This is a genomic window from Nocardiopsis sp. TSRI0078 (assembly GCF_001905145.1).
Taxonomy (GTDB): domain Bacteria; phylum Actinomycetota; class Actinomycetes; order Streptosporangiales; family Streptosporangiaceae; genus Nocardiopsis.
In genome coordinates this window covers 57,284-72,114 of sequence record NZ_LWLB01000034.1, presented here as the reverse complement: position 1 = coordinate 72,114, position 14,831 = coordinate 57,284, and the positions used below count along the sequence as shown (strand labels likewise).

General features: G+C 73.5%; 10 protein-coding genes. 6 read left to right on the top strand and 4 right to left on the bottom strand.

What is annotated here, in order from left to right; genetic code table 11:
- The first annotated feature begins 81 nt into the window (after nucleotides 1-81).
- Nucleotides 82-1,800, top strand: coding sequence for a hypothetical protein (locus A6A08_RS21590; protein WP_073704467.1), 1,719 nt, complete (start codon nucleotides 82-84; stop codon nucleotides 1,798-1,800).
- 287 nt (nucleotides 1,801-2,087) lie between these two features.
- Here the strand turns inward: A6A08_RS21590 and A6A08_RS21585 are convergent, their stop codons facing one another.
- Together A6A08_RS21585 and A6A08_RS21580 are read right to left on the bottom strand one after the other, a co-directional pair.
- Entirely contained in the window at nucleotides 2,088-2,915 is an 828-nt protein-coding gene (locus A6A08_RS21585; protein WP_073704466.1) for an ABC transporter permease, read from the bottom strand.
- Entirely contained in the window at nucleotides 2,912-3,838 is a 927-nt protein-coding gene (locus A6A08_RS21580) for an ABC transporter ATP-binding protein (RefSeq protein WP_073704465.1), read from the bottom strand. Before A6A08_RS21580 ends, A6A08_RS21585 begins: the two co-directional genes overlap by 4 nt.
- A 65-nt stretch (nucleotides 3,839-3,903) precedes the next feature.
- On the opposite strand from A6A08_RS21580, the gene A6A08_RS28935 reads away from it, so the two are divergent.
- From A6A08_RS28935 to A6A08_RS21560, 4 genes are all read left to right on the top strand, one after another.
- Nucleotides 3,904-4,134, top strand: coding sequence for an RNHCP domain-containing protein (locus A6A08_RS28935; RefSeq protein WP_378698149.1), 231 nt, complete (start codon nucleotides 3,904-3,906; stop codon nucleotides 4,132-4,134).
- A gap of 123 nt (nucleotides 4,135-4,257) precedes the next feature.
- Nucleotides 4,258-4,848 carry a DUF1707 domain-containing protein gene (locus tag A6A08_RS21570; RefSeq protein WP_073704463.1) on the top strand — a complete coding sequence of 197 codons (591 nt, stop codon included), beginning with the start codon at nucleotides 4,258-4,260 and terminating at the stop codon, nucleotides 4,846-4,848.
- A gap of 162 nt (nucleotides 4,849-5,010) precedes the next feature.
- Nucleotides 5,011-6,399 carry an aspartate ammonia-lyase gene (locus tag A6A08_RS21565; protein WP_073704462.1) on the top strand — a complete coding sequence of 463 codons (1,389 nt, stop codon included), beginning with the start codon at nucleotides 5,011-5,013 and terminating at the stop codon, nucleotides 6,397-6,399.
- A gap of 210 nt (nucleotides 6,400-6,609) precedes the next feature.
- Complete coding sequence (locus A6A08_RS21560; RefSeq protein ID WP_073704461.1) at nucleotides 6,610-8,571, top strand: serine/threonine-protein kinase; 1,962 nt, start codon at nucleotides 6,610-6,612, stop codon at nucleotides 8,569-8,571.
- Between the two features lie 208 nt (nucleotides 8,572-8,779).
- On the opposite strand, the gene A6A08_RS21555 is transcribed toward A6A08_RS21560, so the two are convergent.
- On the bottom strand, nucleotides 8,780-9,445 hold the full coding sequence (locus A6A08_RS21555; RefSeq protein WP_073704460.1) for a transglycosylase SLT domain-containing protein: 666 nt from the start codon (nucleotides 9,443-9,445) through the stop codon (nucleotides 8,780-8,782).
- Nucleotides 9,446-9,488: 43 nt separating this feature from the next.
- Entirely contained in the window at nucleotides 9,489-10,211 is a 723-nt protein-coding gene (locus A6A08_RS21550; RefSeq protein ID WP_073704459.1) for a lytic transglycosylase domain-containing protein, read from the bottom strand.
- 417 nt (nucleotides 10,212-10,628) lie between these two features.
- Between A6A08_RS21550 and A6A08_RS21545 the strand changes: the two genes are divergently transcribed.
- Entirely contained in the window at nucleotides 10,629-14,759 is a 4,131-nt protein-coding gene (locus A6A08_RS21545; RefSeq protein ID WP_073704458.1) for a zinc ribbon domain-containing protein, read from the top strand.
- The last annotated feature ends 72 nt before the right edge of the window (nucleotides 14,760-14,831 follow it).

Sequence of the window (14,831 nt, the reverse complement as noted above, 5' to 3'; positions counted from 1 at the left end):
GAACCACACCGGGGTGTGCCTGCATCAGACCCGGCGTCGGCTACGCGGTCACGCGCAGAGCAATCCCTCGTCGGAGGTTCGATGTCCTACCCTGATCCCCCACAGCAGCCCCAGTGGGGGTCCCCGCAGCCCGGGCAGCCCGGGCAGGGTTTCCCTCCCCCGCAGGGCCCCGGCCAGCAGTTCGCGGGCCCGGGCTTTCCCGGCGGCGGTGCGCCCGGCGGGCCGCCGCCCGGCGGACAGTTCCCCGGTGGCCCCCCGCCCGGAGGCCCGTTCCCGGGAGGCCCCCACCCGGGCGGGCGGATGCCGCCCGGTGGCGGCGGTGGCGGCCGCGGGCGCTGGCTGATCCCGGTCGCCGCGGGTGCGGCGGTCGCCGTGATGGCCACGACCGTGTGGGCCACCGTCTCCCTGGTCGGCTTCGGCGGACCGCAGCCGGAGGAGGTGCTCCCGGCGAGCTCGGTCGCCTTCGCCAAGCTCGACCTGTCGATCGACGGCTCCCAGGCGGTGGAGCTGGTGCAGTTCGTGGACCGGCTCCCGGACGAGGTCACCGAGGAGATGGGCCAGACCGACGGCGACATGGGGGAGCTGTTCGCCGAGGGTTTCCTGGAGACCTTCCCCGACAGCCCGCAGAGCCAGGACGAGGTCGCGCGGTGGATCGGCCAGCGCGTGGGCTTCGGGATGTGGCCCGCCAGCGGTGAGGCCCAGATGGAGGACGGGGCCGGCGTGGCCGGCGTGGTCGCGCTCGCGGTGGAGGACGAGCAGCTGGCCGAGGAGGGCCTCGGCGAGCTCAGCGGGGAGTACGACGACCTCTCCTACGAGGTGGTCGACGGCTTCGCGCTCCTGACCAACTCCGACGCGGCTCTGGACGACCGGCGGTCGCAGGTGGAGGAGCACGGTTCCCTGGCGGACTCGGAGACCTTCTCCGGCGACATGGCCGACGTGTCCGGCGGCAGCCTCGCCGTGGGGTGGTCGGACTTCACGCGTTTGATGGAGGTCGAGGAGCTCGCCCAGGAGCTCGAGGCCGATATGGCCGCCGAGGCCGGTGAGCTGAGCGGCCGGGCGACCGCGACCCTGCGCGTGGACGGCGACTACCTGGAGGCGCGGATGGACGTCTTCGACTTCGAGGTGGACGGCGCCGGTATGGCGTGGCTGGCCGAGACCCCGGGCGCGAGCGTGGCGGCGCTGGAGTCGCTCCCCGAGAGCACGGTCGTGGCGCTCGGCGCCAGCGGACTGGACACGGCGCTGGCCGACGCCTACGAGAACGACGAGCTCCCCTTCGTCACCAGCAGCGGCCAGTTGCAGGAGATGGAGCGCGCGTTCAACGGCATGGGCGCCGGCCTGCCGGAGGGCTTCACCCAGCTGCTGGGATCCTCGACCGCGTTCGGTGTCACCGACATCGACATGCAGAGCTTCTTCGGCTCCTACGGCGGCGGTAGCGAGGACCTCTCGTTCCAGTACCGCGCGGTGGGCGGCGACGAGCAGGTCCTGAGCGACTTCGTCGAGAACGTGCTCACCGACCCCTACGCCACTCCCCCGGGCGTGGACACCGACGGCGACGCCGTGGTGGTGTCCCAGGGCAGCAGCGCCACGGGACGCCTGGGCGACGACCCGGTCTTCCAGCAGACCATGCAGGAGATGGACGACGCCGTGGTCGCCGGGTACTTCGACATGCGCCGGGTGCTGACCGGGAGCGACGTGCAGGACCCCGGCCAGTGGGGCGCCCTGGGCATGGCGCTGAGCGTCACCGAGGAGGGGCAGCGCAGCAGCTTCGAACTGCGGTGGTCCCCCAGCGGCGGCGAGTAGCCGGGCGGCCGCGGAGGCGGCCGCGACGCACGGACGGCGTGGGAGGGCGGCCTCCCACGCCGTCGGCGTTCCCGGGCCGTCGGTCTCCTCGGATCCGGCCGGTACCGCCCCGGTCCTTCGTCCCCGGCCCCTCACGCCAGTGGGCTGACCGGATACGTCGCCGGTGTGCCTGGAGTGCTCCACCCCCGGACGATCTTGTACCTGTAGCGAGGTCGGGCGCCGAAGTGCGCTACAGGTACAAGACCACGGCTCATGGGGCGGGCCGGCGAACCCTCGCGGTCACCGCGCTAACCGACGACGCGGCGGCGCATCTGGAAACCGGCCAGGAACCACATCAAGGCGATGAACCCCAGCAGTACTCCGACGTGGACGAGCGCCGGGCCGGCGCCGAGCCCGCCGAAGACCACCCCGCGGATCAGCTCGACCGCGTGGTAGAGCGGGTTGGCCATGGCCGCGTTCTGCACCCAGCCGGGCAGCTCGGTGAGCGGGAAGAACGTGCCCGCCACCAGGAACAGCGGAGTGAACAGGCCGCTGAACACGTAGTCCATGGACCGTACCGACGTGATCACGGCGGAGATCCAGATGCCGAAGAGCGCGAAGGCGAAGCCGGCGAGGAAGGCGATGAACGGCACCAGCAGCATGCCGGGGCCGGGGCGCAGCCCGAAGCCGATCGCGACCAGCAGCGGGACGCACCCGTACACACCCGAGCGCATCGCCAGCCACAGGGCCTCACCGGTGACGAGTTCGCGTACGTCCACGGGTGTGGCGAGGATGCCCTCGTAGGTGTGCAGGAAGCGGCGCTTGATGAAGGTGTTGATGACGGCGGGCATCATCGACTGGAACATCACCGACACCGCCACGATGCCGGTGCCGAGGAAGTCGATGTAGCTGTACCCGGCCAGGGTTCCGATGAGGGCGCCCATGCCGAAGCCGAAGCAGAGCAGGTAGAGGGTCGGCTCCACCACCGCGGCGAAGGTGGTCGCCCGCCAGGACTGGCCGTACAGGATCCACTCGCGGGCGACGACGCCCATGACCGCGTCGGCCTCGAACCGGCCGGGGCGCGCGTGGACCTCCGGGCGGGCGTCCTCCCGGGCCTGCTGTTGCTCGACGGTCATTCCACACTCTCCCCGGTCAGGGTCACGAACACGTCCTCCAGGTTGCTGGCCCTGCGCAGCGGTACGTCCAGCCTGTCGCGCAGGGACTGGGGCAGCTCCTCCGCGCGCAGGACCGACACGGTGGTACCGGTGCGACGGGTGGTGAAACCGTGGCTGCGGAGGAGTTGCTCGAAGGCGTCCACCCCCTCCTCGCCCGGGATGTACTCCTCCACGGTGGCGCCCGCGTACTTGGCGACGAGGTCGGCGGGGGTGCCGCGTTCGACGACCCTGCCCTTGGCCATGAGCGCCACCTCGTCGGACAGACGCTCGGCCTCCTCGATGTAGTGCGTGGACATCAGGACGGTGACGCCCTCGTCGCGCAGCGCCGAGATGACGCTCCACAGGTCCTGGCGCACCTGCGGGTCCAGGCCGACGGTGGGCTCGTCCATGAGGACGAGTTCGGGCCGGTGCAGCAGGGCACGGACGATGAGGAGGCGGCGGCGCATCCCCCCGGACAGGTCGTCGACCAGGGTCGCGCCCCGGTCGCTGAGCTGGGCCAGCCGCATGGCGCGGGCGATGGCCTCGTTCCGCCGGCGGCGCGGGACCCGGTAGAGGAAGGAGAACATCCGCAGGTTCTGCTCGACGGTGAGCTCCTCGTCGAGGTTGTCGTGCTGGGGGACGACGCCCATACGGGCCCGGGCCCACTTGGACTCGGCGGGGATCCCGTGGCCGAGGATGCGGATCTCGCCCTCGTCGGCCAGGGCCTGGGCGGTGAGCATCTTCATGGTGGTGGACTTGCCCGCGCCGTTGGGTCCGAGAAGCCCGAGGACGACCCCCTGGGGGACCTCCAGGTCGAGCCCGTCGACGGCGGTGAGGGAGCCGAAGCGCTTGACGACGCCCCGGAGCAGCAGAGCGGGCACGGCCGACGTGTCGCGGGAGGTCATGGACGCGCTCCCGGGCAGGCGGCGACCGGGATCAGGTGTGGTCATGGGCCAACGGTAGACACGCGGTGGGACGAATTTCCACCGGATTTCGGCCCGGCGGGCGCAGGGTGCCGATCTCCATCGCGGTCCTGCGCGGCGGCGCGTGGATGCTCGTCCACCGGTGCGTGCGGTGCGGCGAGCCCGGCTCCAACCGCGTGGCGGGCGACGACAGCGCCCGTGCCCTGGTCAGGGTGGCGGTCAGGCCGCTGCCCGCCGTCTCCGGCTCCGTGGCCAGGCGGGCACTGATCGAACTGTAGCGCGGCGGTCGGGCGGGGCCGGAGGGCTCCCGGGCCCGCCCGGCTCCGCGGCCTGCCGTGACCGGCCCCGTCCGGGGGATCCGTCCGCCGGTTTCCCCTAGTGTTGACGGTGTGAGTGAGGAAGTGTCCCCTGAGCGGCTCCGCGCCTCCGACACCGACCGTGAACGGGTGCTGAAGGCCCTGCGCGAAGCCGTCGCCGACGGGCGCCTGGACCTGGAGGAGTTCGAGGAGCGCTCCTCCCGCGCACACGAGGCGCGCACCCTCGGTGAGCTGCCCGGGATCACCGCCGACCTCCTGCCCCCCGAAAGGCAGCCCATCCGCCTGGACCCGCAGCCGCTCCTCGGCGTGTTCGGCGACGCCAGGCGCGGAGGACGCTGGGTGGCCTATCCCGGCGAGCTGGCCGTGGCCCTCCTCGGCAGGGTCGAGGTGGACATGCGCGAGGCTCTCCTCATGCACAACCACCACCGGATGACCGTGACCGCCGTCCTGGGCCGCGTGGAGATCGACGTCCCCGAGGGCGTCGAGGTGCGGCTGAACGGCTGGTCGTTCCTGGGCAGGCGCACCACCACCGCCCGCCGCTCGGACCTGTCCCACCCTCCCGTGCTGGAGATCGACGGCTTCTCCCTCCTCGGCGTGGTGCGCGTGCGCGCGCCCAGGCGCCGCGGCCTCCTCGGCTGGCGGCGCCGGGACCGCCGCCGCGGTATCGGTGCCTGAGACGTGGCGGTGACGCCTCCGCCACGGCCGCTGACCAGCGGCGCCCGCCGGGACTGTCAACATGATGCGCGCAACACCGCCAACCCCGGGTGAGGTGGTGGTGTGCTCCCGTGCGTCTGGCAGGCTTGGGCTCACAGGTTTTCCCAGGAGAGATGGGTTGCAATGAGCGAGTTCCGTATCGAGCACGACTCGATGGGTGAGGTCAGGGTTCCGGCCGAGGCCAAGTGGCGGGCCCAGACGCAGCGTGCCGTTGAGAACTTCCCGATCTCTGGCCAGGGCCTCGAAGGCGCCCACATCGCCGCCCTCGGCCAGATCAAGGCCGCCGCGGCCAAGGTGAACGCCGAGCTCGGCGTCATCGGCGAGGACCTCGGCAAGGCCATCCGCGAGGCCGCCCTGGAGGTCGCCGAGGGCAAGTGGAACAGCGAGTTCCCCGTCGACGTCTTCCAGACCGGCTCGGGCACCTCCAGCAACATGAACACCAACGAGGTCGTGGCGTCGCTGGCCACCGAGCGCCTCGGCTCCCCGGTGCACCCCAACGACCACGTCAACGCGTCGCAGTCCTCCAACGACGTGTTCCCCTCCTCCATCCACATCGCCGCGACCTCGGCCGTCCAGAACGACCTCGTTCCGGCGCTGCGGCACCTGGAGCAGGAGCTGACCGGCAAGTCGGCCGAGTTCGCCACCGTGGTCAAGAGCGGCCGCACCCACCTGATGGACGCCACCCCGGTCACCCTGGGCCAGGAGTTCGCCGGGTACGCCGCCCAGGTGCGCTACGGCGTGGAGCGGCTGGAGGCCGTGCTGCCGCGCGTGGCCGAGCTGCCGCTGGGCGGCACCGCCGTCGGCACCGGCATCAACACCCCGGAGGGCTTCTCCGCCCGGGTCATCGCCGAGGTCGCCGCCAACACCGGCCTGCCCCTGACCGAGGCCCGCGACCACTTCGAGGCGCAGGGTGCCCGCGACGGCCTGGTCGAGCTCTCCGGCCAGCTGCGGACCATCGCGGTCGGCTTCGCCAAGATCGCCAACGACATCCGCTGGATGGGCTCCGGCCCGACCACGGGCCTGGGCGAGATCTTCCTGCCCGACCTCCAGCCGGGCTCCTCGATCATGCCGGGCAAGGTCAACCCGGTCCTGTGCGAGGCCATGCTCCAGGTCTCCTCGCAGGTCGTCGGCAACGACGCCGCGGTGGCCTTCGGCGGCGCGAGCGGCAACTTCGAGCTGAACGTGCAGCTGCCGATGATCGCCCGCAACGTGCTGGAGTCGATCCGCCTGCTCTCCAACGTCTCGCGCGTGTTCGCGGACCGCTGCGTGGCCGGGATCGAGGCCAACACCGAGCAGTGCCGCACCTACGCCGAGTCCTCGCCCTCGATCGTCACCCCGCTCAACCGCTACATCGGCTACGAGGAGGCCTCCAAGGTCGCCAAGCAGTCGCTGAAGGAGAAGAAGACCATCCGCGAGGTGGTCCTCGAACGCGGCTACGTCGAGGACGGCAAGCTCACCGAGGCGCAGCTGGACGAGGCCCTCGACGTGCTGAGGATGACCAACTCCCAGTAGTCGGACCGCACGAAGGTCCAGGCGCCGACCGCCCGCGGCCGGCGGTTCGAGGGACACCCCGCGCACGTACGCGGGGTGTCCCTTTGCCGGGGCGGGAAGGGCGCGGGGAAGGCCGGTTCCGGTCCCCGCTCCGGGAACCTTCCGCGCACGGGAGGCATCCGACATTCTTGGAAAGAGCACCGGGAAGCCCGCCTTTCGAGAGGGCAGTACATGTCGAGCAACAGCGGCAGTGAACGCATCGTCGCGGACCGTTACGTCCTGCGCCGCGAACTCGGGCGCGGCGGTATGGGCGTGGTCTGGGAGGCCCTCGACTCGTCCCTGGACCGCGTCGTGGCGATCAAGCAGGTGCTCCTCCCCGACCACTTCACCGACTCCGAGCGCGCCGACGCGCACGGCCGGGTCCGGCGCGAGGCGCGGTCGGCCGCGCGGATCAACCACCCCACGGTGATCACCGTCCACGACGTCTTCGAGCACGGGGGCGACCCCTGGGTGGTCATGGAGCTGATCGAGGGCGGGTCCCTCCAGGAGCGGCTCGACGAGCTGGGCGCCCTGCCGGTGGACGCCGTCGCGGAGATCGCGGAGTCCCTGCTCAAGGCGGTGCAGGCGGCGAACTCCGCCGGGGTCCTGCACAGGGACATCAAGCCCGGCAACATCATGATGTCCCTGGACGGCCGGGTGGTCCTCACCGACTTCGGCATCGCCACGGTGGAGGGCGGGCCGAGCATCACCCGTACCGGCGCGCTGGTCGGCTCCCCCGAGTACATGCCGCCGGAGAGGCTGGAGGGCGCTCCCGCCGACCACCGGGGCGACCTGTGGAGTATCGGCGTGACCCTGCTCGCGGCCGTGGAGGGCGTGTCCCCGTTCCACCGGGACAGCCTCACGGCGGCGATCGCGGCGGTGATCTCCGCGCCGCTGCCGCCCATGACGCGCGCCGGATGGCTGAGACCGGTCATCACGGGGCTGCTGGAGCGCGATCCGGACCGGCGGCTCACCGTGGACGGGGCGTTGGCCCTGCTGCGCGAGCGCGGCGGCTCGAACGGCGGGTCCGGGGGCGGCAGCGGTCCGCAGAACGCCCACCACGCGCCGGGCGGCGGGCACTCCGCGTTCGGCGGGCCGCCCGGCGGCCTCCCCGTGACACGGACCCCGCTGCCGCAGGGCCCTCCCCCAGGGCACGCGGGACCCGGCGGCCCCGGTGGAGCCGCAGGTCCGAACGGTCCGAGTGGGCCCAACGGTCCGATGAACCCGTCGGCGCCGCTCCCGTACGGTCCCGGGCACCGGTCGGCGCCGCCCTACCAGCACCAGCCGATGCACGCCGGAGGCTACGGCGGCCCTGGCGGTCCCGGTGGCCCCGGCATGGGACACGGTCCGCTCCCCGCGGGCGGGAACGCGCGGCCGGGCTCGGGGGGCACCAAGGTCCTGCTCGGTGCGGGAGCGGGTGTGGTGGCGCTGCTGCTCATCGCCACGGTCGTGGCCGTGGTGGCCGTGCGCTCGGGCCAGGAGCCCGGCGGTCCCACCACACTGGCCGATCCGCCCGCGAGCCAGGCTCCTCCGACCGAGTCCTCCGCGGGCGGGGAGGCCAACGCGGGGAACGGCAACGCCGGGCAGAGCGGCGGGGAGGGCCAGGAGGGCGACGGCGGACAGGACGGCGGCGAGGGGGGCGGCGGGGACGACGGGGAACCGCCGTCCTACGACGACTTGGCGACCTTCGACTCGACGTGGTTCACCGTGGAGTACCCGGCGGGGTGGCAGGTGGACGACAGCCAGATCGACAACACCCTGGCGGTGTTCGTCGCGCCCGGCGGCAACCACCAGGTGTGGGTGACCGGGTGGACCGAGGAGGAGTTCACCGGGACGAGCGCCGACTACCTCCGGGAGACCAAGGGCGGCACCGACGTCTCCGGCGACGTCACGACCGGCTTCACGCAGTTGGAGCTGGAGGACTTCGACGAGGACGACTTCGGGGAGGGCTGGGACGTCGCGCTGGTGGAGGCCGACCTCACCAACGACACCTGGGCCACCCCGGAGCGGCGCTTCTGGGCCTACGCGATCAGCATGGACCACGAGGGCAGCCGGGTGTTCTACCTGGTCAGTGTGAACGTGCCGCGCGGGGACGCCGACTACTACGAGGACCTGCACGAGGACGTCATCGAGACGTTCGTCCCGCACCTCTGAGCGCGGGCGGGCGCACGTGCGCCCGCCGACGGAGAACGGCCCCCGCCAGATCGCGGGGGCCGTGTCGGTCCGGTGGCCGGGCGGCCGGGGAGCGCGCGTCCCGCCGCCGGGACGCGGAGCAGCACGCGGCCGGCGGATCCGGCGGGCCCCTGTCCTCCGGTCAACCCCGTACGGGGCGCCGGTGGTAGGGGCTGTGGACGAGCCCGGCTCAGTACGCGCCGGTGGCTTGGGACTGGGCCCAGGCTCCGCACGGGTCGCCGTAGCGGCCCTTGATGTAGTCGATGCCCCAGGCGATCTGGGTGGCGGGGTTGGTCCGCCAGTCGTCACCGTGGGAGGCCATCTTCTCACCGGGGTAGGACTGCGGGATGCCGTAGGCGCCCGAACTGGGGTTCTCCGCCAGGGGGTTCCAGCCGCTCTCCTTCTCCCACAGGGGTTCGAGGCAGTCGTGGAACTGGCTCTCGCCCCAGCCCTCGGCCAGGACCATCTCCAGGGCGATGCCCTTGGGGTCCCCGGAGAAGACGGGGGCCTCCTCTTCCTCCTTCTCCTCCTCGATGTCGCTCCCCTCGACCTGGGCCGTCTGGACCCCGGCGCCGAGAGCCGCCTCACGCTGTTCCCGGGCCTGCTCGCGCAGGCTCTGGATCTCTTCCGGGCTCAACGCCTCGGAGAAGAACTCGTTCTCGCCGACGGCGGTGTCGGCTGCCTCGCCGTCCCCGGTGCCGGCGGATTCCTCGGTGTCCGGCGTGGCGGCGCTGGCCGCCATGTCCGGGGCGACGTCGTCGTCCGCGAAAGCGGAGACGGCGAAGGCCGCACCCGCGACGAGGGTCGCCGCACCGACCGCTGCCGTGCTGCGCAGCGACATTCGGTTGAGTAGCACGATTGCCTTTCCCAAGAGGGGGTCATGGGCAGGGAAAGCCTTATTAATACCAGTTGTTGGCCTGGGAGTGGGACCAGGCTCCGCACGGGTTGCCGTAGCGGCCCTTGATGTAGTCGATGCCCCAGGCGATCTGGGTGGCGGGGTTGGTCCGCCAGTCGTCACCGTGGGAGGCCATCTTGCTGCCGGGCAGGGACTGCGGAATACCGTAGGCGCCCGAGCTGGGGTTCTCCGCGGTGTGGTTCCAGTTGCTCTCCTTCTCCCACAGGGGTTCGAGGCAGTCGTGGAACTCACTGGCGGCCCAGCCCTCGTCGAGGACCATCTGGAGGGCGATCTCCTTGGCGGACCCTGAGGGGGCCGACGCGGTCGAGGCCCCGCCGGAGGAGTCGGAACCGCCGGAGGAGCCGGTCTCGGCCTCGGGCTCGGGCTCGGGTTCGGGCTCGGGGATCTCGCTGCCCTCCCCGCTGGCGGACTGGAGGGCCCCCTCGACCGCCGCCGCGGCCAGCTCCCGGTTCTCCTCGCGCTGGGCCTCCTGGTCGCCGCCGTCGGGCTGCGCGGCGAAGAAGTCCTCGGCGCCTCCGCCGTCGCCTCCCCCGGCGGGCTTCTCGGGTGCGGCCGCCTGCCCGGGGGCCACCGCGGCGGAGGTCAGCCGCCCGGCGTCGACCGCGCCGCTCGACGAGGTCGCGGCGACCGCGAACGTACCTCCGGCGACGAGGGCCGCGGCGCCGACGGCACCCGCATGGCGCAGTGAGATCAGATTGAGTAGCAAGATCGCCCTTTCGCGTAGACGCACACGTGCCCCACGGGGTGTTCGTGTGTTGTGCTTCGCCGCTGCTGACCACGTGGCCCGGGATGGTGTGCGCGGTGGGACGGACCTGCCGTTCGACCGACCGCGACGCGGGTCGCATCACGTGGGAGGGGATGTGTGTGCAGCGGGTTCAGACTGCACCATCGTCACGATGAAGTAACACCAGTTTTACTGTGCCTTGGCTCACATTACGGAATGCACCTGAAATGTGAGCCTTTGACCTGGCCTTCGACACGCAGAGTCAAAGGAGGGTCAAGGCGCTTCGGGGGTGTGGCAAGGGTCTCGGGGCCCGGAGAGGAGACGAGTCCCACCGAACGGGGGAGCTCCTGAGTACCCGTACGGATGTGCGCGGCCCCGCCGGGAGACGAGGATGGCGCCATGAACGTCCACGGATCCCCACCCTCTCCCGCGGGGCCCGAACCCAGGTGTCCGGACTGCCATGCCCCACTGCCCGTCCGGCCCCGGAGCTGCCCGCGGTGCGGACTCCTCCTCGTCGGCGACACGGCCCAGCGCCTGTGGCGGATCGACTCCGAGATCGCGCTGCTCGACGGCCGCAGGCAGCAGCTGCACGGTGAACGCGCCGCCGTGGTGGGGCTCCTGCGCGAGGAGTCGGCACGGGCCGCCTCCCGCGCGGACGCCCCGGCCGCGGTCCGCGCCGTCGGTGCACCCGGAGCTCCCGGTGCGGTCCACGCCCACGGCACGGCCGAGGCGGCCGGTGGGCGGGAACAGCGGCCCCCGGGCCCGGTGCCCGCCGCCCCCGAGCACCTGCGGGCAGGGGCGGCGCACTCCCCCGCGCACCCCGCGGCGGCTCCGTCGGCAGGGGAGGTCACCCGGCGCTCCGCGCAGAACATCATCCTCGGACTGGGCGGCCTGCTCGTCGGCATCGCCGCCCTGGTCTTCGCCATCTGGACGTGGAGCGACATGGGCACCGGCGCCCGCGCCGGGGTCCTCGGGATCACCACCGCGGCCTTCGCCGCCCTGGCCCTTCCCCTGCACCGGCGCGGCCTGAGGGCCACCGCCGAGACCTTCGGCTGCCTGGCGGCCGCGCTGCTGTGCGTCGACGCCCTCGCCCTGTGGCTGCTGATGTCCGACCGGCTCGGAGGCGGGCCCGGCTACACGGCCGGGGCGCTGGCCGCCATCGGTGCGCTGACGGCGCTCTATCCGGTGCTCGTTCCGCTGCGGTCCCCGCGCGTCATCGCCGCCCTGATGTGCCAGCCGGTCCCGGTCCTGCTGGTGTTCTCCCTTCCCTTCGGGACGGTGTGGTTCTGGGCGCTGCCCGCCCTCGCGGCGACCGCGCTCGGCGACCTGCTCGTGGCCCGGCGGCTCGGCGACCCCCGCCCGGGCCGTCCCGTGCGCACCCTCCGCACCACCGCGGCCGTACTGTGGATCGCCACACTGCTCCTGACGGCCGTGCTGGTCCTCGCCGGACCCGGATCCGACGTTCCGCGGATCCGTTGGGCCCTGACCGCCGCCCTGCTGCTGTCGGGCGCGACCGGTCTGCTGCTCGCCCGCCGCCCGCTCGCGGCCACCGCCGCCGGGAAGGCCGCCCACACGGTCACCGCGCTCCTGGCCCTGGGCATGGCGCCGCTGGCCGCCGGCCCCTCCCACCTGCCCGTACTGCCCCGGGTGCCCGCGGCCCCGTGGCACGGCGGCCCCTCCGCCGCGACCGATCCCGTGCTCCAGGTGCTGGGCCTGTACGGTCCGACGACCGGGCAGGCCCACGGCCCGGCCCTCCTGGCCACCGTCCTGGTCGGCGCCGCCCTGGCCCTGGGCACGGCGGCCCTGCTGCGCCGCGACGCACTCGTGCCCGCCGCCGCCCTGGTCGCCCCGCCGACGCTGCTGGCGTTCCCGCTGCTGCTGGGGCTACCGCACGTGGTGGCGACCGTGTGGGCGCTGCTGGTCGGCGCCGCCCTGGTGCTGGGCACGGCCCTGCTGCCGCGCCACCGCACGGCCTGGGTTCCTGCGGCCACCGGAGTCCTGACCCTGGTCACCGGTCTGCTGTGGTCGCTCCCGGACCGGTACACCTCCCTGGGGGCACTGCTGTTCCTGGGCGCGACCGCGCTGGTGGCCGTTCTGCTGTACCGACGCACCGCTCCTGGGGAGGCCCCCGCGACGGTGCTGTACGGGGCGGGGCTGCTCCTGTGGTCACTGGCCCTGCTGACCGGAGCGTTCCTCCTGCTGGGGCTCGTGATCTCGGAGGCGGTGCCGCCCCCGGCGTGGTGGCTGGTCGCCGGCGCGGGCCTGCTGGCCGGGGCGACCGCGCTGGTACTCGGCCGGGTACCCGCCCCCTCCGCTCCGGCGGACCGCTCCGCGCCCGACCCGCGGACGCTGTTCACCCTCCTCGGCCTGCTCCTGCTGGCGACCGCACCGCTGCTGGCCGGGCGCGCCCAGGGTCCCGGCCTGCCGCTCCTCCCCCGTGTCGAACCGTGGTCGGAGCCCGTGTCGGCGATGTGGGAGCCCGCGTACCCGGTCCTGGGGCTTTCGGCGCAGGCGGACGCCGCGGCGGCGGTCGGCACGGCGGCCGGGGTGCTCGCGGCCGGTGCCGCCGCGGTGGCGCTGGTCCGTCTGCTCGACCGGCGCCGGACGGCGGCCGCCGTCGCGCTCGCCGTACCGACCGCGCTGGTTCCGCTGCCGCTGATCCTGGGGATGCCGTACGTGGTGGCGGTGGTGTGGACGGTCCTGGTGGGCGCGGCCCTGGTGCTGGGCGCCGCGCCCGCCGCCCGGCACGGGTCCGGCCGGGTCCCGGCGGTCTCGGGACTGCTCACCCTGGTGCTGGGGCTGCTCTGGGCGCTGCCCGAGTGGTACACGACCCTGGTCGCGCTCATGCTGGTGGCCGCGACCGCGCAGGCCGAGTCCCTGGTGCTGCGCCGCCTGGGCCTCCGGCGGACCGGGGGGCCGGTACCGCTGGTGTACGCCGTGACGCTGGCGCTGGGCGCGCTCGCCCTGTCCACCGGTCTCGTGGCCCTCGCCTCCACCTTCGCCGCGGACGCCGTCGCCGATCCGGTGTCCTGGTGGCTCCTGGGCGCGGCCCTGCTCCTGGTCGCGTCGGCCTCGACGGTGCTCGGCCAGGTGCCGTGCCCGTGGGTCCCCGACGCGTCGGCGCCCGCTCCGGCGGGGCCCCGTCCGGCTCCGGTGGTGTCACCGTTCACCGTGGTCGGCATGCTGCTGCTGGCCTGCGTTCCGCTGGTGGTGGGACCGCGCACGCTGCCCGCTCTGGCGCTGTTCTCCCGGGCCCGTCCCCCGGCCTCGGCTCCCCCGTCGGCCCTGACGGAGTCCGCGCACGCCTTCCTCGGCCTGGCCGGACCGCCGCCGGCGGCCGTCGCCGTGGCGGTCGGGGTACTGGTGTCCGGGCTGCTGGCCGCGGGAGTGGCCGCGCTGCTGGCCCGGCGGTGGGCACCGCACACGGCCGCCCTCGTCGCGCCACCCGCTCTGGCCCCCCTGCCGGTGGTCCTGGACGCGCCCTTCCTCGCCGCGCTGGTGTGGGCGTTCGCGGTGGGCTCGGCCCTGGTCCTGTGGTCGGCGCTGGCCCGGGACCGGTGGGTCGGACGGCTGGCGGGGGCGACCGGGCTCCTCACCCTGGTGCTGGGGCTGAGCTGGGCGCTCGCGCAGGAGCACGCGAACACCGGCGCCCTGATGGCGGTCGCGGTGGTCGGCGCCGTGGCGGCCGCGCTGGCGCGGACCACCGTCCCGATGGTCGGCGCCACGGCGGTGGCCACGGCGGCGACGGGGGCGTTCGCCCTGGCCCTGCCGCTGCTGCTGGGGGCACCCGTGGAGTACGCGGCCCTGGCCCCGATCGCGATGGTCGCCGCCGTGGCCGTGGCGGCGCCGAGGCTGCGCGGTCCGCTGGTCCTGGCGGCGGAGGTCCCGGCGTGCCTGTGGGCGGTGGTGGCGCTGGTCGTCACCGTGTCGGCGGGGGCTCGGCCGGAACTGGTCGCGCTGGCGCTGGCGGTGGTCGGCGTGGTCGCGCTGGCAACCGCCGTGCGGCCGAACCGGCGCTGGTCCGCGCTGGTGGGGACCCTGCTGATGTTCGCCGCGCTGTGGACGGTGCTGGCGGCGTGGAACGTGGCCGCGCCCGAGGCGTACACGGTGCCGCCCGCCCTCGCCGCGCTGGCCGTCGGCTGGGAGTGGAGCCGCAAGGCGGCCGAGGCCCCGTCGAGCTGGGCGGCCTACGGCGGTGGGCTGATGCTGCTGTTCCTGCCCACGGTGGTGTTGGTGCTGCTGGACGGAGACATGGTGTGGAGGGTGCCCGCCGTGCTCGTGCTGGGGCTGGCCGTGGTCGTGTGGGGTCTGCGACGGCAGCTCCAGGCGGCGCTGGTGCTGGGCGGACTGGTGCTGGTGGCGACATCGCTGCGGGCGTTCGGACCGCCGTTGTGGGACCTGACCCGGCTGGTGCCGAACTGGCTGCCCTTCGCCGTCGCGGGCGTGCTGCTGCTGGTGATCGGCGCCCGCTACGAGGCGAGCCTGGAACGGCTGCGGCGCCTGGGCCGGCTGGTGATGGGCATGCGCTGAGCCGGCGGGCGGGGGCTTGACCCCAACAGCGGTTGAGGCCGCAGAATCGGCCCGTCCGAGGACCGAGAATCA